The organism is Leucobacter sp. (assembly GCF_053528595.1).
The window spans coordinates 95,038-117,766 of sequence record NZ_JAIVPF010000075.1; the positions used below are offsets into that span (position 1 = coordinate 95,038).

The 22,729-nt window shown below is 62.6% G+C and carries 16 protein-coding genes and 3 tRNA genes; 12 read left to right on the forward strand and 7 right to left on the reverse strand.

Annotation, left to right across the window (positions count from 1 at the left end):
• Positions 1-127: 127 nt before the first annotated feature.
• The 3 genes from ACWKZU_RS15360 to ACWKZU_RS15370 all read left to right on the forward strand — a co-directional run bounded on the left by ACWKZU_RS15360 (position 128) and on the right by ACWKZU_RS15370 (position 3,427).
• Positions 128-1,681 carry a leucyl aminopeptidase family protein gene (locus tag ACWKZU_RS15360; RefSeq protein WP_449283207.1) on the forward strand — a complete coding sequence of 518 codons (1,554 nt, stop codon included), beginning with the start codon at positions 128-130 and terminating at the stop codon, positions 1,679-1,681.
• 50 nt (positions 1,682-1,731) lie between these two features.
• Positions 1,732-3,063: a M18 family aminopeptidase gene (locus ACWKZU_RS15365; RefSeq protein WP_449283232.1), complete on the forward strand. Its 1,332-nt coding sequence runs from the start codon at positions 1,732-1,734 to the stop codon at positions 3,061-3,063.
• Between the two features lie 79 nt (positions 3,064-3,142).
• On the forward strand, positions 3,143-3,427 hold the full coding sequence (locus ACWKZU_RS15370) for a hypothetical protein (RefSeq protein WP_449283208.1): 285 nt from the start codon (positions 3,143-3,145) through the stop codon (positions 3,425-3,427).
• A 71-nt stretch (positions 3,428-3,498) separates the two neighbouring features.
• Here the strand turns inward: ACWKZU_RS15370 and ACWKZU_RS15375 are convergent, their stop codons facing one another.
• Positions 3,499-5,433 carry a primary-amine oxidase gene (locus ACWKZU_RS15375; RefSeq protein WP_449283209.1) on the reverse strand — a complete coding sequence of 645 codons (1,935 nt, stop codon included), beginning with the start codon at positions 5,431-5,433 and terminating at the stop codon, positions 3,499-3,501.
• Positions 5,434-5,652: 219 nt separating this feature from the next.
• Here ACWKZU_RS15375 and ACWKZU_RS15380 point away from each other — a divergent pair.
• The 3 genes from ACWKZU_RS15380 to ACWKZU_RS15390 all read left to right on the forward strand — a co-directional run bounded on the left by ACWKZU_RS15380 (position 5,653) and on the right by ACWKZU_RS15390 (position 5,968).
• Positions 5,653-5,725: transfer RNA gene (locus ACWKZU_RS15380), tRNA-Glu, on the forward strand.
• A 30-nt stretch (positions 5,726-5,755) separates the two neighbouring features.
• Positions 5,756-5,832, forward strand: a tRNA-Asp gene (locus ACWKZU_RS15385).
• A gap of 63 nt (positions 5,833-5,895) precedes the next feature.
• A tRNA-Phe gene (locus tag ACWKZU_RS15390) sits at positions 5,896-5,968 on the forward strand.
• Between the two features lie 158 nt (positions 5,969-6,126).
• Here the strand turns inward: ACWKZU_RS15390 and ACWKZU_RS15395 are convergent.
• Both ACWKZU_RS15395 and ACWKZU_RS15400 read right to left on the reverse strand, forming a co-directional pair.
• Positions 6,127-7,302, reverse strand: a complete 1,176-nt coding sequence (locus tag ACWKZU_RS15395; RefSeq protein ID WP_449283210.1) for a tyrosine-type recombinase/integrase — start codon at positions 7,300-7,302, stop codon at positions 6,127-6,129.
• Positions 7,302-7,499 (reverse strand): helix-turn-helix domain-containing protein, encoded by a 198-nt coding sequence (locus tag ACWKZU_RS15400; protein ID WP_124969193.1) that lies wholly within the window; start codon positions 7,497-7,499, stop codon positions 7,302-7,304. The genes ACWKZU_RS15395 and ACWKZU_RS15400 overlap by 1 nt, the downstream gene beginning before the upstream one ends.
• A gap of 133 nt (positions 7,500-7,632) precedes the next feature.
• Here ACWKZU_RS15400 and ACWKZU_RS15405 point away from each other — a divergent pair, with 133 nt between their 5' ends.
• The gene (locus ACWKZU_RS15405) at positions 7,633-8,328 is read left to right on the forward strand and encodes a hypothetical protein (RefSeq protein ID WP_449283211.1); all 696 of its coding nucleotides are present in this window, start codon (positions 7,633-7,635) and stop codon (positions 8,326-8,328) included.
• Positions 8,329-8,400: 72 nt separating this feature from the next.
• Here the strand turns inward: ACWKZU_RS15405 and ACWKZU_RS15410 are convergent, their stop codons facing one another.
• Positions 8,401-12,543: an AAA domain-containing protein gene (locus ACWKZU_RS15410; protein WP_449283212.1), complete on the reverse strand. Its 4,143-nt coding sequence runs from the start codon at positions 12,541-12,543 to the stop codon at positions 8,401-8,403.
• 194 nt (positions 12,544-12,737) lie between these two features.
• On the opposite strand from ACWKZU_RS15410, the gene mobF reads away from it, so the two are divergent.
• The 3 genes from mobF (at position 12,738) to ACWKZU_RS15425 (ending at position 18,946) form a co-directional block, all read left to right on the forward strand.
• Complete coding sequence (gene mobF, locus ACWKZU_RS15415) at positions 12,738-16,193, forward strand: MobF family relaxase (RefSeq protein ID WP_449283213.1); 3,456 nt, start codon at positions 12,738-12,740, stop codon at positions 16,191-16,193.
• Positions 16,194-16,294: 101 nt separating this feature from the next.
• Complete coding sequence (locus ACWKZU_RS15420; protein WP_449283214.1) at positions 16,295-17,773, forward strand: ATP-dependent nuclease; 1,479 nt, start codon at positions 16,295-16,297, stop codon at positions 17,771-17,773.
• A 279-nt stretch (positions 17,774-18,052) separates the two neighbouring features.
• Entirely contained in the window at positions 18,053-18,946 is an 894-nt protein-coding gene (locus ACWKZU_RS15425) for a DUF3800 domain-containing protein (protein WP_449283215.1), read from the forward strand.
• A 356-nt stretch (positions 18,947-19,302) separates the two neighbouring features.
• Here ACWKZU_RS15425 and ACWKZU_RS15430 read toward each other — a convergent pair whose 3' ends face one another.
• On the reverse strand, positions 19,303-20,448 hold the full coding sequence (locus ACWKZU_RS15430; RefSeq protein ID WP_449283216.1) for a site-specific integrase: 1,146 nt from the start codon (positions 20,446-20,448) through the stop codon (positions 19,303-19,305).
• A complete protein-coding gene (locus ACWKZU_RS15435) occupies positions 20,432-21,277 on the reverse strand; it encodes a hypothetical protein (protein ID WP_449283217.1) in 846 nt (281 codons plus the stop codon). Before ACWKZU_RS15435 ends, ACWKZU_RS15430 begins: the two co-directional genes overlap by 17 nt.
• Here ACWKZU_RS15435 and ACWKZU_RS15440 point away from each other — a divergent pair.
• Together ACWKZU_RS15440 and ACWKZU_RS15445 are read left to right on the forward strand one after the other, a co-directional pair.
• Positions 21,276-21,530 carry a hypothetical protein gene (locus ACWKZU_RS15440; protein ID WP_449283218.1) on the forward strand — a complete coding sequence of 85 codons (255 nt, stop codon included), beginning with the start codon at positions 21,276-21,278 and terminating at the stop codon, positions 21,528-21,530. The two genes, ACWKZU_RS15435 and ACWKZU_RS15440, sit on opposite strands and share 2 nt — an antisense overlap.
• Positions 21,531-21,544: 14 nt before the next feature.
• The gene (locus ACWKZU_RS15445) at positions 21,545-22,198 is read left to right on the forward strand and encodes a hypothetical protein (RefSeq protein ID WP_449283219.1); all 654 of its coding nucleotides are present in this window, start codon (positions 21,545-21,547) and stop codon (positions 22,196-22,198) included.
• On the opposite strand, the gene ACWKZU_RS15450 is transcribed toward ACWKZU_RS15445, so the two are convergent.
• The gene (locus ACWKZU_RS15450; RefSeq protein ID WP_449283220.1) at positions 22,125-22,721 is read right to left on the reverse strand and encodes a hypothetical protein; all 597 of its coding nucleotides are present in this window, start codon (positions 22,719-22,721) and stop codon (positions 22,125-22,127) included. The two genes, ACWKZU_RS15445 and ACWKZU_RS15450, sit on opposite strands and share 74 nt — an antisense overlap.
• Between the last annotated feature and the right edge of the window lie 8 nt (positions 22,722-22,729).

Consider the following 22,729-nt stretch of genomic DNA (forward strand, 5'->3'; position numbering starts at 1 on the left):
GAGGTCATTCTGCGCGCAGTCGCAGAATCCATGGCGGGAGGATCCTGCGACTGCGCGCACGGCGACGGGTGCGGTCGCATGATGCGCCGGAGATGGCTGCGGCCCGACGAGGGCTAGGCTGGAGCCCATGAGTGTAGTGATTGATCCCTCCTTCGATCCCGTTCCCTCGCTCGCGCACTCCACGCGGGTCAGCGTCTCGGCGGCGCCCCCCGAGGATCCCGCCGCGACGTCCGTCTTCGTCGCCTCGGAGGGCGAGCTGCCCGGCGACCTCGCCGGAATCGGTCGCGAGGCGCTCGCCGCCGCCGGCTTCACCGGCGCGGCGAACCAGACCCTGCTGCTGCCTGGCTCCCCGCTGCGCGTGCTGGTCGGCACGGGCAAGTCCGGGATCGAGACCGACGCGCAGCTGCGCGACGCGGTCGCCGCGTTCACCCGGGCGGCCCGCGAGGCCGACCGGCTGGCCGTCGACCTCACCGGGATCCTCGGATCGGGCGACTGGGACGCCGACGTCGCCGTGCAGGCCGCGATCGAGGGGGCCGTGCTGGCCCGCTACCGCTATGACGCGCTGAAGAGCGACCCCGGCACCGTCGCGCTCGACGAGCTCATGCTGCAGATCGGCGACGAGCACGTCGAGGCGGCCGAGTACGGCGTCGAGCGCGGCCTGGTGCTCGCTCGCACCGCCGCGATCGCCCGCGACCTGGCGAACACCCCGCCCCGCCACCTCAGCGCCGTGAAGTTCGCAGAGGTGGTCGAGCGCCTGGCCCCTGAGTTCGGGCTCGAGGTCGAGGTCTTCGACCGCGAGGCGCTGATGGAACTCGGCACCGGCGGACTGCTCGGCGTCAACGCGGGCAGCATCGAGGAACCCCGCATGATCAAGGTCTCGTACCGCCCGGTCGACGCCGACGGCTTCCTCGCGCTCATCGGCAAGGGCATCATGTACGACTCGGGCGGCATCAGCCTGAAGCCGTCGAACGCCATGCACGCCGCCATGAAGTTCGACATGATGGGCGCGGCCGCGGTGTTCGCGTCGATGACCGCGCTCCGCGAGCTCGGCGCCACGACCGCCGTGACCGGCTGGCTCATGTGCACCGACAACATGCCCTCGGGCAGCGCCACCAAGCTGGGCGACGTGCTCACGATCCGCGGCGGCAAGACCGTCGAGGTGAAGAACACGGACGCCGAGGGCCGCCTGGTCATGGCCGACGGCCTCGTGCTCGCCACCGAGGAGGAGCGCCGCCCCAACGCGATCGTCGACATCGCCACGCTCACCGGCGCCGCGATGATGGCGCTCGGCACCCGCACCGCGGCGATGCTCGCCAACAACGACGCCGTCGCCGAGCAGCTGCAGGCCGCGGCCGACGCGACCGACGAGAACATCTGGCGCTTCCCGCTCGACCACCGCTACCGCGACCAGCTCAAGTCGGGCACGGCAGACCTGTCCAACATCGGCGGTCAGTACGCCGGCGTGATCCTCGCCGCGCTGTTCCTCAACGAGTTCGTCGACGGCCTGCCCTGGGGCCACCTCGACATCGCCGGCACCATGCAGGCCGAGAGCGACGACCTGTGGCGCTCGACGGGGTCCACCGGCTTCGGCGCGCGCCTGCTCGCCGAGTTCGCGGCGGCCTTCGAGAAGCCGGACACCGACGAGACCGATACCGAGTCGGGCGAGACGGACGAGGTCTAGGCGCCGTGGGGGCTGAGCAGCAGAACCTGCAGCGGGGTCTCCGCCGGCACCTGCTGGCCGATCGGGACACCTACGTCGAGGAGTTCTCCGCGTTCGTCGCGTCGTCTCCGAGCTCCTACCACGCTGCGGCGGCGCTCGCCGCCGCGCTCGGGGACGCCGGTTTCGAGGCGCACGACGAGGCCGAGGCGTGGGAGGCGGTGCGCGGGGGCTCCCGCGGCTTCGTGGTGCGCGACGGCGCGGTGATCGCGTGGCGGGCCGGCGTGGACGTCGTGGCGACGAGCCCGGTGCGCGTGCTGGGCGCCCACACCGATTCGCCCGGCTTCGTGCTCAAGCCCCGGCCCGACTTCACCGCGGACGGATGGGCGCAGGCCGGCGTCGAGGTGTACGGCGGCCCGCTCATCAACTCGTGGCTCGACCGCGACCTCGGCTTCGCCGGTCGCGTGGTGACCCGTGACGGCGCGGAGCACCTGGTGCGCACGCCCGCGGTCGCCCGCATCCCGCAGCTCGCCATCCACCTCGACCGCGAGGCGAACACCGGCCTCGCGCTCGACCGGCAGCGCCACGTGCAGCCGGTGCTGGCGGCGGGCGCCGAGCGCGTCTCCGTGCTCGAGCTGCTCGCGCAGGGAGCGGACCCGGCGGCTGCGGAGGATCCCGCTGCCGCCGATCCCGCGCTCGCGAACGATGCACGCCGGATCGGCCCCGATGACATCGCGGGCGCGGATGTGCGCCTGTACGACACCCAGTACCCGCAGCGGATCGGTGCACGCGGCGATCTGCTCGCCTCGCCGCGCCTCGACAACCTCAGCTCGACCTTCGCCGGGCTCGTCGCGCTGATCGAGACCGAGCCGGCCCCCGGCACCATCGCGATGCTCGCCGCCTTCGATCACGAGGAGCTGGGATCGGACACGCGCTCCGGGGCCAGCGGCCCCTTCCTCGCCGACGTGCTCGATCGCATCCGCGCCGGACTCGGAGCCTCGGCGGAGGATGCCGCGCGCGCGAACGCGCGATCCTGGTGCCTCTCCGCCGACGCCGGCCACTCCGTGCACCCCAACTACCCGGAGAAGCACGATCCCCGGGTGCGCCCGCTGGCGGGCAACGGGCCGATGCTCAAGGTCAACGCGAACCAGCGCTACGCGAGCGACGCGCACGGCGCCGCGCTGTGGAGCGGCATCTGCGAGGCGGCGGGGGTGTCGACGCAGGAGTTCGTGTCGAACAACACGGTGCCGTGCGGATCCACGATCGGACCGCTCACCGCGACGCGGCTCGGGATCCGCACCGTCGACGTGGGCGTGCCGCTGCTGTCGATGCACTCGGCGCGCGAGCTGGCGCACGTCGACGACCTCCACGGGCTCGCCCGTGCGACCGGGGCGTTCTTCGCCTGATGAGCCTCCGGGGGCGACGTTCGCGTCATCCTCGGAGGGGCTCTGTCCGAATGGCACTGCCGTTCGCTAGGATCGTGCTATGAGTGAGATGCAGCAGGCGGGGAACGGCAGCGTGGCCCTGACGCGCGAGACGCTGACACCGAGCGTGCAGCGCATCGGCGGCCGCGACATCGAGATCACATTCCTGGGCAATAACGCGTACGGCCAGCCGACGTGGATCATGTGGAATGCCGACGAGCCGTTCCTCATCGGCATGCTCTGCCAGGGCAAGATGGGGTACCACTTCGAGCAGCGCACCAGCTCGGGCACCATGCTGCACGAGAACATCTCGCTGAGCCGCGTGCAGCGCGCGCTCGGCGGCTGACGCGACGCGCTGCTCCCGCGCCCGCCGGTCGAGCGAGCGGAGCGAGCCGAAACCCGCCCCGCTCCCGTGGATCAGTCGTGCCCGCAGTGGCACTCCCCGCCGGCGCAGCAGGATCCTTTGGCGGGGGAGCGCGGCGCATCGAGCGACGGGTTGCGATCGAAGAAGCCGAAGGGCTTCAGCGTGAACGCGACCTTGTCGACCGGCATGATCGGCCAGTCCTCCGTGCGGGTGATGTGGTGGATGCCGAAGACGTACCAGAGCACCACATCGGTGTCGACGAGGTTCTCGTCGTCGGCGATCCATGAGCTCATGCCGTTGCCCAGGTCGTTCTTCGACTGCGTCGGATAGTCGCCCGCCGGCCACATCTCGCTGTCGTGGTGCCGGGTGACCCAGACCGTGCTGCCGATGACGGGGTTGCGGCGCAGGATCGGCGAGGACTCGTCGAACATGGCCGGGAACGACCCCGTGGGCACGAGCTTGTACGCGGTGGGGGCACCCCACGCATTGAGGCGGCCGGGATTCTGCACCTTCCAGGCTCGCTGCCGCTCCCAGCTGTAGATGCGCCCCGCCTCCTGTTCCGAGGCGATCACGGTGCCCTGCGTGTGGAGGTCGAGGCCCAGCGGGTTCGCCTCGCTGATCGGCGCAGCCATCGAATCGGACTCGACCACGGTGTTGTCGTCGCCATCGATGTCGAGGTCGAGGCGGGCGACCAGGAAGTGCTGGTGGTACGGCGCGTAGGTGCGGCGGTCGACCACCGTGCCCGTCGGGAAGGTCGCCCCGTCCTCCTGCATCGGCGTCGAGACCATGATCCCCGTGGCGCGGATCTCGCACTCGATGTTGCCGTCGGGATAGAAGCGCCAGTAGACCAGGTACTCGTAGTTGGCCACGGTCGCGTGCACGGAGATCACGAAGCGGCGCATGCGGCGCACCTCGGCGCCGGCGTCGGGATCCACGTGCTTCCACAGCACCGCGTCGTCCTCCTCGTGCAGGCAGATCGCGTTCTTCGTGACACGGGGGCGTCCCGCGGTGTCGGGGAGCACCCCGTCGAGGTAGGTGATCTCGCCCAGGCAGTCGCAGCCCAGCTCCAGCGAGGTGCACATGTACCCGAAGCCCCACTCGCCGATGTCGAAGGCGGTGCGGCGGTAGTGGTCGAAGCCGGAGTCGCGGTAGGGCACGATCATCTCGGCGAGCGACATGCGGTAGGCGATGTCGCGGTACTCGTCGCCGTCCTTGAAGCGCACCTGGTAGAGCACCGGGCCCTCGCGGTAGTTGAAGCCCAGGCGGAACTCCCAGTCCTGCCACCGCAGTCGCGATCCCTCGATCTCGAAGGAGACCCCGTCGGACTGCACGATGTCGAGCGGCTTGAGGTCCCGCCGCTCCTCGATTCCGCGCAGCTCCGGCGTGTACTCCGCATCGACCTCGGGGAAGCCGCGGTCGTGCCCCTCGTCGATCTGCAGCACCTCCATGGTGTTCACGTCGACGATCACCTTGAGGCCGCTCACGGGGTGGGCGTAAGGATTGCCCCCGGTCGTCGCGCGCCTCCAGACGTCCACCCAGCCGAGCCGGCGATCCCGCCACTGCTCGGGCATCACCTCGTGGCCGTAGGTCCAGAGATCGAAGAGCACGAGTTCGGGATCGACGCCGCGGCGCTCGAGCGCCTGCCGCACCGCGGGGTCCTGCCGCAGCGTCACATCGCAGTCGTGGTACTCGTCGACCGTGAAGTTGGGGGTGACGCCCGGGACGTGCTCCCAGCTCTCCAGCGAGCCCTCGGTCAGGTTCACGATGGCCTCGTAGACGTCGTTGCTCTGCTTGTTCCAGAGCACCGCGAGCGAGCGGCGCACGATCGGGTCGCCCTCCCGCCACGCCTTGACCGCGATCTTCGGGGGCTCGCGCAGGATGATCGAGGCGTAGCGCCAGCCGGCGTCGACGCCCTTCTCCGCGGCCAGCAGGGCCGAGGTCGCCGAGAGTTCGTCTGCCGTCAGTGAATCGAGCGGGTGGGATCCCATGGTTCCTCCAGTCGCCGGGCCGCGCCGTTGCAGACCGCTGGCTCCCACTGTGCCACGGTTCCGGCCGATTCGGGAGCTCGGACCCGCAGGCGGCCGCGCCGCCGGCGGGCGCTCATGGGGCTGCGACACGCCAGGGATCCCGCTTTCGCGGGCTCGATTTGCGCTCGACGTGAGATCCGTCATAGGATTTCATCTCGGTAGCAAGCGAGAAATTGCTTCGGCCCCATCGTTTAGCGGCCTAGGACACCGCCCTTTCACGGCGGCAGCACGGGTTCGAATCCCGTTGGGGTCACTAAACACCGAATACAATTGAATACACCATGGCCCTGTGGCGCAGTTGGTTAGCGCGCCGCCCTGTCACGGCGGAGGTCGCGGGTTCAAGTCCCGTCAGGGTCGCCAGATGAAGAGCCCTTCTACGGAAGGGTTTCTTCGTCTCTGGCGGTCGCCATGAGGTGAGTGCCTGGCTCTGTAGCTCAGTTGGTAGAGCGTTCGACTGAAAATCGAAAGGTCACCGGATCGATGCCGGTCGGAGCCACGTAGCGGCTGTTACACCGCTACTGAACCCTCGCAAGGCTTCTACTTGCGGGGGTTCGCTTGTTTTCCCTGGTCAGGCGGTAGTTTTGTGCCGCTCTCGCGCCGTCCAGTTCCACCCCACGGTCACCCTGTGCGCAGTCGCAGGATCGCTGGCGGCGCTCATAGGCGGGGCATATCGGGGCGCTGTGCCATATTTGTGCCATATTCGCTGTCGTGGGTGAGTGTATCGAACACGGCGGCGGTTCGTCTGGCGACGCCCTCGCGGGCGCGTGAGTAGCGTTCGGTGACTTGCAGGCTCGAATGCCCGAGCACCGCCTGCACATCAGGAGCCGACGCGCCTGCATCGAACAAGATGGTGGCGAAGGTGTGGCGAAGATCATGCACGCGCAGATCGGGGCGCTTGACGGCGGTGCGGATCACAGCCCAGTCCACCGCGCGGCGGAAATTCGCCGCAACGAGTCTGCCGCCGTGCGGCCCCGAGAACAGCAGATCGTCGGGCTCCTTGTCTTTCATCGCTTCCTGCACGTGCGGGAGCAGCGCCTTGACGATGGGTACCTGTCGTTCCTTATGGCTCTTCGGGGTCTGCTCGATTAGTTCCCCGTTCAGGCCGGGCGAGAAACTGCGGCTCACGCGCAAGACGCCCTGTTGCAGATCAACGTCGCGCACGCGGATCGCGGTTGCCTCACCTGCCCGCATCCCCGTGAACACAAGCGCAGCGGCGTAGCGGCGGTAGACCCCCGCAGGGATGAGTTCGAGCATCTTGGTGACCTGCGGCATGGTGAGCGCCCGCGAGGTCGGAGCGGCCCCGGCTTCTTGAGTGGGGCGTTTGATTTCCCGCGCCGGGTTGTAGTCGATGATGCGTGCGCGTCGTGCGGCGTCGAGTAGGCGGCTGATGAGCGCGAGGGAATCCACCTTGGTCGAGGGCGAGCAATCCCACTCGACCATCGCCGATTCGATCAGCGGGGAGGTGATAGCTTCGAGTTTCATGTGCCCGAGTGTCGGCTGCACGCGCCTGCGCCACGCCACCCCATAGGCCCGTGCCGTGCCAGGGCGCACCGATGCCTCGATCGCCGACCAATGCCGCTCGTGCCACTGGGTCAGCGTCATTGCGCCATTCGGGTTCTTCCCTGCGACGGCCTTTGCAAGCTCTTTCTTCGCTTCGCCCAGCGTGCGGAATGTGCGGGCGCGCTCGGCCCAGTTTCCGTAGAGGTCGGGTACGAGCACGCGAATCTGATACCGCTGCCGATCTTCACGCCACCGGATGCCCTCGGGGAGCGGCCTCCCAGTGTGCGGATCGAGCCGCAGCGGAGAATCTTTCGACGGTCGGCCAGCCATCAGCGTCTCGTTCCGCCGACTTCGAGGAACTCCTCGATGGTGTCTGCGCGCCAGAGCTTGTGCTTGCCGACCTCGGCATCAGGCTCAGGGATCAGCCCGTCACGGCGCAGCTTGTCGAACGTCGGTAGCGGCACCCGGCATCGGGCGGCGGCCTCGGCGCGCGTGAGGTAGTCCGTCTGCGTCGTCGCTTCGGTCATGCCCTTTCCTTCCGCCGGGGCGGATGAACGCCGTCAATACCTAGCGTTCTTGCTAGTACCTGATATTGAAACACAAACAAGACGTAATCGCAACTACATGAGATAGGTGGGTCTGTTCGCTAGACTGATGCACATGGCACTTCCGACGTCCCGCCCCTGGGATCAGACCGAAGACGGTCTGCTCACTCAGGACGACCTGCCCGCAGGCTGGCACCTCGCGGCGAGATTCCCTGGCGAACGGGCCGACGATGCCAGCGACGAGATAGACCGCGTGCTCGGCTACGACGACCAGGTAAGCGGCAGCGGTGCCGACTCTGAGCAGAACGAAACCGCTGACGGGCGTTGGCGCTACATCGAGCACGAGGGCACCCATACCCGTGTGATGATCCGTTTGCAGCGACAGCTCTATGCCACCCCGGAAGAGGTGCGGATTACGGGCGTGATCTATCTACCGTGGCGACCGGGCGAGCCCATCACGAGTCACCTGCTACGCGAGTTGCCAACTGCGAAGATTGAGGCAGCGATCAACAGGCGCCTGTTTGCCATGAAGCCGGTTACCACCGTCACCGGGAATAAGGTCGTGCTCCCGAGCGGCCGAAAGGTCAGCGACCGGGACCTGCTGAAACCGCTCGGCAACCCGAAGCAGATACCCGACTTCTACGAACTCGTCGCCCTACAGCACGGCAAGCTCTCGGGGCAGGGCGATGAGAATCCGTCAGCGACGATGGCCGACATTAACGGTGTGGCGCTCAGCACAGCGCAGGGCTGGGTCGCTAAAGCCCGCAGCCGAGGATTGCTCCCGCCTGGTCGTCGCGGGCGGGCGGGATAATCTGATGCCTACCGTCGGTGAGTCAATACGGCGTAGGCAGAACTTTCTATTGGGTTTCTTGATCTCTCGGAATCAGCGGAGGTTGGCGGGCGCGCCGCCAGAATCAAGTGTCTGTTGTATCCGTTCAAACGTTTGTGCGATCCGAACGCCTCGCCGACTAAATCCAAGCTCTTGCATCATGAGGCGTTGCTCGTCTTCGGTTGAGCGAAGAATGCTATCTGAGCGGATGTGCTGGAGAAGGGCAATGAGTTCGGCATCCCTGTAATCAGTGATGCTGGCACGATTGCCTATTGGAGGACGTGGAAGCGACCTTTGAGGCTTATCTTCTAGCCAGGCTTCTCTCGGAGTCGAATCGGACTGTTTAATCGTTTCTGGTCGCTCGCCGTCGGCGATGGCTGCTTCGTATGCGCGGACTACTTTTTCCACTTCTCGACTTGAATCGTTAAACCAGTCCGTGCTCCAGATCCGATGGAATTTCCAGCCTCGAGCTTCAAGCAACTGTTGGCGCAATCGATCTCGTTCTCGAGCCGTGTGGCCCGAGTGGTAGGCGGCCCCATCTGCCTCCACCGCTAAGACGTGACGTCCTGGATGCTCTGGGTGTCGAACCGCAAAGTCAATCCGGTAGCTCCCAACTCCGACCTGAGAATCTAGCTCAAGCCCGGCGGCCTCAAGACGAGTCTTTACATCGATTTCAAAAGGGTTAAGCGGAACGCTGCTTAGATTGCCGTCTTTGAGATCCTCACCTTTGGAAGCCATAAAGCGAATGAAGTGATACATGAGCTTGTATCCTGCGGAGGGGTGTGCGTCGGGAGCGAGATCGTCGGGAGAGAAACTCGTGACCAGTGTCATTCTTCGCTTAGAGCGGCTGATAGCAACATTGAGGCGCCGTTCGCCGCCGTCTTTGAGGATTGGCCCCCAGAAATATCGGAGTTTTCCGTCAAGGCCTTTGCCATAGCCAGCAGAGAGAATTATGGCGTCGCGTTCGTCGCCTTGGACTCGTTCAATTGCCTTCACAAAGAAGGGCTCGTTCGTGCTGCTCGCGAGAGCTTCATCGAATGCAGGGTCCATCCGCCTGGCTTCATCCACCGCGTGTTCGATTCGCTGCTGGTGCTTGATGCCGAATGTAATGACGCCGAGGCTCTCTGAGGGGTGATTGTGAGTGTGCTCTTTCACGAGTTCGACCACCCGTTGGACTTCAAGCTCCGGACTGTTAGTCGTTGATCCAATGCCACGACTGGGAGGGACGGTGATATGCCTAACGGCTTCCAGCGCATCGACCGCCGGAAAGGTGGTCAGACTGCGATGATAGATGTGCTCATTCGAAGTAGCGATGAGGCGTTCGTCTCTGGAACGATAATGCCACTGCAGGCTCCGGCTTTGTCCTGAGAGCAGTCGATCCATGGACGTGAGGATACTCTCGGCATCTCGAGTGAGGCTTTGGCGACGAGATCTCCGAGTGACAGTTTCTTCAGAGTTTCCGTGACTCAGTTCGACTTCTTCGTCTTCCTCTTCATCGTCTTCCATCACTTTGCTGAAGAACTCAGTCGGAGGAAGCTGACGACTGTCTCCTGCGACGATCGCTTGGGTCCCTCGCATCAGCGCGGGAACCGCATCAGCTGGCTTCACTTGACTTGCTTCGTCAAAGATCACCACGTCAAAGCACTGTTCTGGTGGCAAAACCCGTGATACCTGCAGAGGACTCATTACCCATACAGGTTTAGTTGCAAGAAGCAGGTCTGGAGCCTCTGCAAAAAGCCGACGTACCGGGCGGAAAAGACGCTTCCTGGTGACTTCGGTCTTGAGTATGGAGTGCTGGTCTGGATGGGTGTCGAAGGCGGATTTGAGGTACTCGGCTGCGCGACGACGCACGCGTGCAGCATTAGCAGATAGGTGAGCCCTATCGTCATCCTGGAACTGCTCAGTCGCCGCAGCAAGCTCGTCACCGTTAAGGTTCGCCAGCGCCGGTGACTGCAGTTGAGCATCAGTCAACACCGACTGGTAGACAACCCAGCGAAGAACCTCGCTCGGCAGTGCAGAAAGATCTTTGCCTTGTGCAAGGTGGCTGCGAAGCATCGCGATTACTTGTCCAACGCCATGCGCTTCTAGCTTTGCCTGTATCTCATTCGCTCTGACGAACTGCGCGGCCTTTCTGTCGACAACCAATTCGTTGAGTCGCGACTCAAGCGTCGAGAAAGGAAGCACCTGCGGATCAGGGAGCCGCGTGAGCGTCGCCAAGACCCCGGACGACACTGAGGCCTGGGTCTCGGCAGCGTCAAGTGAAGAGAGATCTCTTTCTGTAAGTGGAGATTCCGGCGAGAGCCAGGTTTGTTGGAGTTCCAGGGCATCTGCGGCCTTATGTGCCCATTGCTTCTTCCTTAAACTCCCAAAGATCGACTTGCGACGCTTCCTGGCGTCTACTAACCGCTTTCGGTCGATCTCAGGATGTTCCTTACGGAAAGTGCGATTGAGCGTTGCGATAATCGCTTCAAGGTCATGGTCTTGCAGGAGCAATGGTAGCTCTTGCTGGAGCCCAGATCGTCTGCGATGTAGGGTGGTCAGGCCGGCTACTTCAGCCCAGGTCGCAGGTTCGGCATATCCTGCGTTACGAGCTAGGTGAGCGCGCAGGATCTGAGTATTATGCAGGATGGCCTGCAGATTCTGAGCTGCAGATAATCCTCTCTGAAGGTCAGCACTGGATTTCAATGAAGACTGACGCCAGCTTGAGTTCTCTTCCCATCCGGAATTCAATCCACCCAGCCGATAGAGCGTGTCGAGATCTTCTGAGATTTCAGTGAGAGTTGTGGGGGACCATCGTTTGAACGTGTTTGTTGGGAGTCGAAGATTGGTCCGCGCGGCGGTCGGTATCGCTGCGGAAGCGACACGGAGATCTGAGACGCTGGTACCCCATGCATGTGATCGTTTGAAGAGCGCATCTTTGTGAGAAACCAGGTGCGTGCGGTTTCTTTCTAGCCGATGGTGGAGTTCGGAAACATCTGGAAGAGTTACCGTGTTCTGTCGCTCCAGAGACTCCCGGACTTGCTGGCTGACAAAGCGTCGCGAGCCATCGGCGGCGAATAGATCGAGCAACAAGTGATCAAGACCAACCTGCTCAAGACGATCAAGCACAGCCTCAATTGCTGCTCGTTTTTGCGCTACGAACAGCACGTGTTTGCCTGCTGCAACGAGCGCAGCAATTACGTTCGCAATCGTCTGACTCTTACCAGTTCCGGGAGGACCTTGAACCACCATGTTTCTGCCTGCAACGGCAGCATTTACTACATACGACTGGCTGGCATCTGCATCAAGAACGAGAAACTCTGACTGAGGGGGATTGTAATCAGGGTCACGTTCATCAACCGGCGTGTCCTGTGCAACGGAACGAACACGTTGGGCAGCTTCTGCGCTTCCAGCGAGGGCGGCAACGAGGTCCGACCTGCTGAGAGCCTCTATGTCAGTCACATCGTTGACCATCGGCTGTTTCTGATAGGTGAAAGTGCCGATGACACTTATAGGCTCTATCCGAAAACCATGAGCTTGAGCACATGCTGAAACCAATGCATCGTAGGCTTCGCTCAAGCCTGCTCGAAAATCACCGGAGGTCAGTGCGTCGAGTAGCGCTTCTTCATCTAAGGTCACTCCCTCAGCCTCCAGGACGTGAGCAAGCACACTATTGAACTGCGTGTCTTCTTCGAGTTGAAGCTCCCACGCTTCTGTTCTAGCTTTCTTGCGTTCAATTGTTATTGAGCGCAAGAAGACGGGAGCATTCGGGAGGGGCTCACGCAAGCGCAGTTCAGTGTTTGGGCCTCTATCGGCCTCTTGAGAGCCATCCCCTGGTGCGTTGCCCTCTTGATGGCCCCAAGAGGCGAGTCCCAGCGCTAGGTACGTTACTGAAACCCCATACTCCTCCAGAGACTCCTTCTGCTTTGCGGCAAGCCTCCTGCAAGCTCTTGCAGCGATGTCGGCCTGTTGCGGATCGGGGTACAAACGGCCGAGAGCCACCGATTTGCCCTCGAGGAGTTGTTGGACTGCAGTTTGATCGGCCTCACCCAAGTCGAGCTGGCCCGAAGCTTTCTTGAAGAAAAGAAGACGATTGTTCCCGCCGATATCGAGCAGCGAATTCTTCCACTCTCTGGAGGCGCGTTCGACCGCGCTGCGGTAATCCATAGCAGATTGAGGGTCAACCATACTGATCAGAGTATCCGCAACCAGCGACATTCGGCCTGGCTAGGGCCCCAGCAGAACGCGCTGTGCCCATTCTTATGATGCTTCATCTGCCACTCGATCTGATACTTGAAAGTGCCCCTCATCTTCAGGCATCCATGTCATCGTTCTTGATCTTCTGGATTTCAGAGAATGGGCGTATGCTACAGTGTGTAGTTGCAAGAACATGAGTAAGTGAGGCGAGTGACATGCATGGCGGCGTGATCCTGTTCCGGGGAACCGGAGCTGACGCGCGCCGCTACGTCGAGGCCGACCGTTCCCGCGCGGACGACTACTATCTCAGCGCGGAGACGACTGTCGCAGCGTTCACCGCGCTCGATGGTGACGGCGACGTGACCGCCGCGCTGGGGCTTGACCCGGAAGCGTATTCAAGCTGGGTGGACTGGGTGAACCCGCTCGCGGGAGAGTCGATGGGCAGACCGCGTCTGCCGGGGGAGGATCGGCGGGGGTCGCCGCGATTCGCTGAAATGGTCGTGACCGCCCCGAAGTCGCTCTCAATCGCTGCCGCACTCCATCCCGAGGTATCGGCTGCGCTCGACCGGGCACAGCAGGACGCCGTGGCGGAGATTCAGCACTGGCTCGCTCAGCACTCGGTTACCCGTGTCGGCTCACGCGGAAAACAGGAGGTCGTGCCCGTTGAGCAGTTGCAGACCGTAGCCGTCTCGCACCGAACCTCGCGGGCAGGCGATCCCCACCGGCACATCCACTTCCAGATCGGTACACGGGTGCGGGCGGCAGGGAAGTGGCGGGCGCTCGATACCGCTGCATTGTTCCGACAGCAGGGTGCGATCCGCGCCCTGGGCATGGCAGTGATCGCCGCGCACCCTGAGCTTGCCGAGGTGCTGGATCGGCACGACCTTACCCTCGACCCCGTGACCGGCGAGGTTGCCGAACTCGAACGATTCAACGCGGTGATGAGTAAGCGCGGTGAACAGGTGCGCGGTCATCTTGACCGTATGCGGGCAGAGTGGGAGGCGGCACATCCCGGGGAATCGATAGGGCCGGTTATCTCCGCCCGGCTCGCGGCGAAAGCGTGGGCGTATGAGCGACCCGCGAAGAAGCCCACCACGCTCCGCGAAGAAAATGCGTGGGTGACGGAGTTGCGCGAGGCCGGCTACGATCCCGCTACGTTGCGCCGGCCAGTGTGCCGTGCGCCGGTGTCTTTGGATGATCTCTTGGTGCAAACGGTGGCGAACCGAGCGCTGGATCGCTGCGCCGCAGGAAGTTCGACCTGGACGCGCCATACCGTGCAGGAGCACGCCATCCGGATCATGACCGAGTACGGCGTGCAAGCAGCACCCGCCGAGATACGCGAATTTGTGAGTATCGCCACCGCGCTCGCGCTAGAAGACTGCTTCTCGGTGCTCGCACCTGGTGCGCCGACGCCGGAGCGCGTGGCGCACCTCACGAGCCTGCGCGTAGTGCAGGCCGAGACGGAACTACGCGACCTCATTGCCGCACGAGTGCCAGACCACGAACCGGAACACGCTGACGTGCGCGCGGCGGCAGAAGCGCGAGGGCTTAATGCAGGGCAGGAGCGCGCCGCCGCCGCCGTTGCATCAGCCGATCCGCTGGTGATCGTGGAGGGAGCAGCGGGCGCAGGCAAGACAACCATGCTCGGCGTTGCAATCGAAGCCGCAGCGCAACACGGCAGAGCATCACGGGTGGTTGCACCGACGAAACGTGCCGCGCTGGTTGCGCGCGACGAACTCGGTGTGCAGACCGCTTCGGTGGCGGCGCTGGTTCGCGCATACGGGTGGCGCTGGAACAGTGACGGCGTATGGTCGCGGCTCGCGCCAGGCGATACCGACCCCGAGACTGGCGAGGTCTATCGTGGGCCCTGCAAGCGTGCGCGGATAGCGCAGGGTGAGCGGGTGATCGTGGACGAGGCGGGGATGCTCGACCAAGACACCGCAATCGCACTGTTCACCGTCTGCGCTGAGGCTAGGGCGACGGTCGCACTGGTTGGGGATCGTGCGCAGCTTGCTGCAGTCGGGCGCGGCGGTGTGCTCGACATGGCCGCGCAACTCAGAGGCCGCACCTACGACATGGCCGAAGTCCACCGCTTCACCGACCCGGCCTATGCCGAAGTCACCTTGCAGATGCGCGACGGCAGAGACCCCGGCGCGGTCTTCGACCAGCTCGCCGCACTTGGACTTGTACGCCTCCACGCGGGCCGTGATGAGTTGCGCGAGTATATCGCTCAGGAGCGACAGAACGGCGAGGCCGTCACGGTGACCTCGAACGACGAGGCGCGGGCCGTGAACTCGAGTATCCGCGACAAGCGCGTGGCACGCGGCGAGGTCGACGAGCACCGCACCGCTTACGGGAACGACGGTCTCCCCGTCGGAGCCGGTGACCTGATCCAGACCCGCAAGAACAACACTCGCCTGGGGGTGGCGAATCGGCAGCAGTGGATCGTGCAGCACGTCGCAGACGACGGCACCGTCACCGCGCGCGAGGCGGCGAGTGGGCGGAAACGACCGCGCACCGTGCGCCTGCCTGCCGACTATGTGGCCGAGCACGCCCACCTGTCCTACGCGGCAACCTCCTACGGGGTGCAGGGCGCGACTGTGCCCGCCTCGCACACCCTCCTGACCGACTCCACCAGCGCCGCAAGCATCTACGTCGGCATGACCAGAGGTCGCGAATCGAATCTGCTGCATTTCGTGGCAGAGGACTTGGATCAAGCGCGAGTGCAGTTCGTGGCGGCGATGGAGCGCGACCGGGCCGACCGTGGCCTTTCCGAGGCGACCCAGCGCGCCGCTGAGGAAGTCGCGGGGCTGATCGCGGATGGCCCGGCGCGGTTCGTGGGCGACGAGGTAGCCGCGCTCATGCAACGGGCGGCGACTGCTGAGGCGCAGGCCGGACGCTGGCAGCAGGTCAGCGCCGCCCTTGCCGACCTCCGTACCCGCGAGACAGCGATACGCGAAGCGGCAAGCAAGGCCGAGCGTCAGGCGAGGCAGCACGCTGAGCAGGTACGCGTCGAGGTCACAACACCGCTGGTCACGGCGGCACAGTCAGTGCTTACCGAGTGGCAGCAGGCAGAAGCCACCGAGCAGACGGCAGGTGAGCGGGTGCGGGGGTCGTCGTGGTTCGGGAAGCGGCGTGCCCGCGACGAGTATGACCGCAGCAAGGTGCGAACTCACGAAGCGCGCCAGGAATTGACGGACGAGTGGGGCGAGCCGCCGAAGTGGAACGAACGCGCCGATGCCTGGGTCGAGCGAGTCACCAAGCCCAAGATCGAGAACGACCCCCGCCTGATCAAAGCAGAGCAAGTACACCGGGCGGCGCGTAATGAAGTCCTGAGCAGGCCGGAGCGGGCACAGACCGCGCGCTTGGCGGCGTTCGGTCGCGTCTTCGGCGCAGAGCGCGTACTCCGCAACCGTGACGCCTACCTGAGCACCAACCCCGCACAGCGCGCCGAGAGCGCGGCACAAACCGCGCAGCACGCACGAGCAGAGGCCGAGCTACTGCGGTCACTCACACCCGCCGAAGCGGTCGCACGGATCGAGCAGACCCGCGCCGCCGAAGCAGCCCGCGAAAACGCACAACGGGCAGCGCAGGAGCGCGCCAACCGCTACGACTACGGACACGAGCACCGCCACACGCGCCCGCAGAGCGGCCTGACGCGCGGACTCTAAGTGCCTCTACCGGGATCGGTCGTCTCTCGTTGTCGGAGGGAGTCGATACTCTGAGATCGCAGCCTGTCCGCCGCACCAATACTCGAACAGATGGAGTTGCTATGCATATCAGAAGCGTCACGGTTGAGAATGTGAAGAGCTTCCGAGGGAAGCACCATTTCGAGTTGAGGCCAGGCGTGAACTACTTCGTGGGCGATAACAATAGTGGCAAATCGACGGTGCTTGAGGCACTGCTGTTCATGTTCGAGGGGCCATCTGCTTCAAAGTGGACGCCGGAGAAGTTCTATTGCTCCGATGCGAGCGGGCCAACGCGTGTGGAGGTGGACGTAGCCGACGACGTTGATGAACTCGTGCAGCAAGAGAAGTTTAAGGTGCTCAAGGACTTCGTATTCGATGACGAGGGGCAGCGAGTGCTTCGTCTGGAGCGAAGTAGTGAGGCCAGATCAGTCGTGCAAGGCGGTAAGGAAAAGAGCGTTGATGTGAAAGCGGTGTGCTTCTGGCATCCGGAGCGTCAACAGTTCGAGAATGTTACTGGCATTGATGCCAAAGTTAAGGCCATCTTCGACTTTGAAGCAGTATGGGCGGACGCTCAGCCTGGCGACCATATCGATTTTGCCAACACCAAGACTCTTGGTCGGTTGCTTGACTCGTCGTTCAAACGATTTGTGGAGACGGAACGTTGGAGAGCTCTCGCGGAAGCGCATGAGAGAGCATTCGCGCTCGATGAAGAGGATTCGTTCATCGCAGAGACGAAGAAGCTTGCTGCGGGTATCAAGCAACTCGTTGATGAGCAGTACGGGCAAGCCGACTACCGATTCGATTTCGGGCTTCCCGATGCCGCTGTGTTCATGAAGCAAGGTCGTCTGCACGTCGATGATGGTGCTGGGGAGACGCCGGTTGACGGTAAGGGAACTGGTATGCAGCGCGCTATTGCGCTTGGAATCATCCAGCTCTATGCCAGATCAGCCGCGCTACTCGATGAGAGCAATGCAACCCCTCTTGTGCTGATGCTGGACGAACCTGAGACGTGGCTCCATCCGAGCGCTCAACTCAAGCTTGGTGAGGCGCTCAGCAAAATTGGGGAGCGCGAGCAGGTATTCATTATCACTCACTCGCCGTACCTCATCCGCAAGTTCGATCCCCAAAGCCATTTGCTTACAGTGGTCGCGGGGCAGGGTGTCGAACGGCGGGTTGACCCTTCGACCAAGTTCGGGTTATTCGGTATCGGGGAGCCTACCTGGGGCGAGATCAACTACCGAGCGTTCGGTGTCTGTAGTAACGAGTTTCACAATGAGTTGTACGGAAGGATCCAATGGCACCTTGAGCAGGCCGACCCTGACGGGAAAGAAGCTAGAGAGAAGGAAATTGACGGCTTCATTCACCAAAACGGACTCGACCAATGTATGAAATGGAAACGCACATCGGGCAGTGAGTACATGACAACGCTTCCTACATACGTTAGAAACTCGGTTCACCACCCTGAAAACGATATGAATGCAGCAGTCAGCGAGACTCAACTACTTGAATCTGTTCAGCGCATGGTAGAGCTCGTTGAGAAAGTGCAGAGCCCGTCCAAATAATGTTCAACCTCAACTTTGAGCCCGATGTTGTGAGGCGCAGACCGGAGTGTTGGACGACCGCGAGCCCTCGTTCCAGGCCCCCGAGTTCCAGCGGCAGGCTTGGTGCCGAGGCCGTTCGCTGCTGGCGAGGAAGCAGTGCTCAAGGTAACAGCAAGGTTGATTTGAGCGCTTGACGGTGTAAGAATGTTTAGTGGTAGCGGGGAGCTTGATCTCTCAGAGCGCCAAGTCGCGAAACCCACACCTCGGTGTGGGTTTCTGCGTTGAACGATAGGAGTTCCGGTGCTGCTTGCCTACATCGATGAGATTGGCGAGCCAGGCGCATACGTCTCCAAGGAGCACCCGCGCTTCAACACCAATCCAGTGTTCGGCTATGCCGGGTTCGTGATCCCCGAGCGCACGGCCCGCCGCTTCGGTAGGCACTTCACCGAAGAAAAGCGACGTCAGTTCGCGAACGAGTTGGTTGGTATCGAGCATCCGGGGCGATGGGAACGCAAGGGCTCAGACATCTTTACTCCAGACGCTTGGGTCAGCTATCGGAGCCAGATCCGCACCTTCAGAGGCCTCATCCGGACGCTGGGCAATCTTGGCGGCAAGGTTTTCTACTACGCCGATCAGAAGGAGAAGGGCACTGAGAAGCAAGTGCGCCTCGACCGTGACGAACGGGAGACGCGCGCCATGCAGGAGACCGTGAACCGGCTTTGCCGCTACGCGGCTGGTCAAGATTCAAACTTGCTCATCATGATGGATCAGATCAACGAGAAGCAACGCGCCGCGCATGTTTCTGCAAGCTACGCCCACATCTTCTCGCGTTCAAAAGAGTTCCCCGAGATGGAGGCTGCTGTCGAACCACCAATGCATATCGACAGCGCACTCAGCTCGAACATCCAGTTCGCGGACTGGGTGGCGACAGCGGTGAGTCGAGCGATTGACTATCAATTGGAGCCGCAGTCGCGATACGGCTGGATTCCCGACGCTCTGGCCGGACACATGAGGCATCAGATAACGCACGAGTCTAAGTTGCATCTCTGGCAGAGCTCAATCTCTGATCTGCACCACAGTGAGGTGTTCTACCGCGAGCGTCCTGTCCTCACTCGAGTAGCTTCCGGCTTGATGAGCGAGGAGAGCTTGGCGAAACTTGAGAAGGTCAAACACGCAACGGTGAAGCGGAAGTAGGCCACTGGATTGTGTGCCATATTTGTGCCATAAATCCCGTGAAGAGCAACTGAAACTAACTGACACTCACCGACCCGAACCGCGTGATTCTGCCGATCTGCATATATATACAGTAGAGAAAAACCCCTGATCAATCTGAAAATCGAAAGGTCACCGGATCGATGCCGGTCGGAGCCACGTAGCGGCTATTACACCGCTACTGAACCCCCGCAAGGCTTCTACTTGCGGGGGTTCTTTTTTGCCTTTGACCAGGGTTTTTGTGTCGAGCGTCCCTGTTGTTCTTGAGTATTGGTCTCTGCATTTGAGATGTGGGCTCAATATCTTTCAGTCGCTGACCCCGCAAAAACCCCGCACATTCAGATCAGCCCTTTGAGTTGCTGCCCCATCACCTTCGCCGCTTTCGTCGCGCCCTTGATGGTGTTCATGTAGACATCCTGCGTCATGCTCGGGTTCTCGTGGCCGAGATAGTCGGCGATCTCGGTAGCCGAGAGGCCGGCCTTGTCGAGAATGGTCGCCACTGTCTTTCGGAACGAGTGTGTCGATAGATCGGGATATCCCAACTCCTCGCGTCGCTCGCGGATCTCTCGCTGAGTGTTCGACGGATCTCGTGGCCGCATCAGCGGTGTGGGGAACAACAGCGTCGTGAACTCGCTCAGGCGCTCGTGACGGCGCTTCAGGAGCTGCATCGTGGCTTTAGGCAGGGGAGTGGCACGTGCGGACTTGTCTGTCTTCGCAAAGGGCTGTCTAACGATGCCCTTGCCCTTCACCCGAACGTTGATCGCCTCGACAGTCGCGGTCCCGGCTTTCCAGTCGATCGATGCTGCATCGAGGGCGCACGTCTCGGCGACGCGCCACCCTGACGACAACATGAACTCGATCAGCTCCACCGTGTCCTTCTCGATCAGGTACTCGTCGGCGCGCACCTTCTCGAGAAACCCGGGGAGCTCTGCGAGCGGAATCGCAGTAGAGCCCTTCTTCTTGCGCTGTGTGATCCGCTCGAGCTCGCGCACCGGGTTGTGGGCGATCGCACCGTTACGGACGGCGATACCCATCATGCCGCTGAGCGCGGACCGACAATTCTTCGCGGCGCCCGGGCCGCTCTCCTTCTCGACCGTGGTCAAGAACTTCTGCAAACGCTCGGGCTTCGCCTCGGCGATGCTCATGTCACCGATCTTCTTGACGATGTGCGCGTCCACGGCATAGCCGTAGGTTTCGAGGGTGCCTTCGCTGCGCCCCAGTTCCCGCTTAGACGCGAGGAAACGCTGACCCAGCACGCGCAGGGTGGTCGACGGCTTTAACTCGCCTCCACGGTCAGCCTCGATCGTCGTGAGTGCCTTCTTGAGTGCTTGCTCAGCGAGTGGACCTGTTCTGCCGAACCGTTCGACCTGGCGGGCTTTCCCGTCAGAGAAGCGATACCTGGTGCGTGCGCGGGCCCTGCCGGGCTGGATCTCGTCGATCTTGATCAGACCGTATGTGCCGATCGGGTTACGAGGACGAGCCACTGTCGAGCACCCCTTCAGCACGGGCCTGTCGGATCCAGTTTGAAGCGGTTCGAAGGCTCACCTCGAAGATGTTGCTTACTTCCTGAGTCGGTTTGTTGCCCAGTGCTGAGCTCATTTCGTAGAGAGTTGAAACCCACTCGAGTTTCTCGCCGGTCATTTTGCCCGCAGGAAATCCATCTTTCTTGGTGTGAAACTGTCGGATGAGCTCGGAAAAACTGCCGTTGGCAACACTGCTCCGTACCTCTCCATGGTGCTTTACAACGTTATTCAGTGCCATCTCCGTGATCTCCCCGACTGGGATCTGTCGTAGCATCTGGCTTGTGATGGGCTCGCCGTCTGAACGTTTCACCAGCCTGAAGTCCACAACCTCGTATCGCCTGGACTTGGCGCTCCAACGGTACTTGACCTCGGGGAGCGCTGGGTAGCTATTCCCGTCGTCCTCCACAAATGCGAAGTCGAACTCAGTTGGGGCAGCGATCCGACGAGAAATGTTCGCCTTGCGCTGTTGTGGGTCGGGACTGTTCCTATGGATGGTAATCCGGGGCATACGCACTACCTCATGATCCCGTACGACATCGCCCGTCAAGTCGTCGACCAGGTACACGACCTCTGCGATGAGCACGACCGACAACAACGCGAAGAGGAGGTGAACTGATGGCTGAATGGCCCACCCACCGCCGACGCGCAACCGCACGCAAACGCTACGCGCTGCGACGCAGGCGACGCGCCACCAAGAAGCAGTAACACCGCGGCCCACCGCCGCACCAACATCCTGAGCCCCGCACACAACAGTCGGGGCTTCATTCATTTTCCTGAGGAGGAACACCATGACCGATGCACGAGCACGGATCGAAGACGCGAAGCGCCGAAACGAGATCGCGGAACTCAACGCCCTGATGGACGAGGTAGAAGCCGAATACCCCGACACCCCCACCGCGCCGGCACCCGAACCCATCGAAGAGCCCGACCCGGAACCCGACGCGAAAACCATCGCGAACAACCTCATCGTCAATGGCCGCACCGGAGGCCACCCACCACAGATCAAGCGCGCCGCCCGCTACATCGACGCGACCCTGCGATAAGAAAGGACCACCCCATGACCATCCGCATCACCGACAGTCGTACCGCCGAACTCGAACAGCAACTCGCCGCAGAGCTCGACAACGAACGCGCCAACGAACGCCACTACCTCGAGTTCGTGAAGAACCCGAAAGACAACACCCGCCCCTACGGCACCCTCACCGAGATCCGCGAAAGCATCGAGATCCTCGAACTGAAGTACGCCGAAGCGAAGACCGCAGCCGACGCCGAACGCGCCAAGCTCCCCACCGCGGACGAGGCACGCCAGATCATCGCAGCCACCATCACCGATGTCGGGGAGAAGCGCAAAACGGTCATGACCGCAGCAGTCGCCGTGGCAGACGCCATCCGAGCCCTCGAGCAAGCCGCCACCGCCCACACCGCCACAATCCACGACGGCATCCGCAAACTCCGGGCAGCCGGCATCCCCGCAGACGGAGCAGAACTCGACGGCGAAGACATCCAACTCCGCCGCGACACCATCCAACACGGCAACACCCGACTCACCGCCATCAACGACCCCATCACCTACGAATGGGCGCCCACGATCGAACAGTACATCAACAATGAAGTAGGACCAGGTGAAGGGGCGACGCTCAACCCTGAGCGCCGCCCCCGGCATCCGGGAGTACCCAGCCAACACCCGCAGCGTCATCCGCCCAAGCTTTGACCTGAGCCGTATCTGCGTCTCCCCGCAACCAGATCACCAGTAGATCCATCGTGCACTTTACCCAGAGGCGAAACGGAACCATCACCTCAGCACGCAGCATCGCTGCCTGCTCGGACGAGGCTGACCAAGCAGCGTTTGGCTCAATCTGGTCGAAACAGTCGTTCGCCGTATGCAAGCCACGCTCAATCTCGAGAGCAAGCCATTCGCCGAGGCCACGAGATTGCAAATCCGGCAAAGCCTGAACCAGGTATACCTGGCCCCGAAGCGCCCTCGTCGTGGTCGCCCAGTCCTCGCGTGCAGGGTCAGCAGTAACAAACCAAGCAAGGGTCCCGAGCAACGGTTCAAGGGCATCCTCAACCTTCCTCCGCTGCCGCGCCTTCTCAGCATGCTCGCGTTCAGTCTTGCGATCGATAGCGGCCGCCTTGCGCTCTGCTCGAGCCAACCCAATGGCCACACCTGCCGACACCAGCACCGCCGCTGACGGCACCAACACATCAGCAACAACAGGCCACACATCACTCATAAGTACCT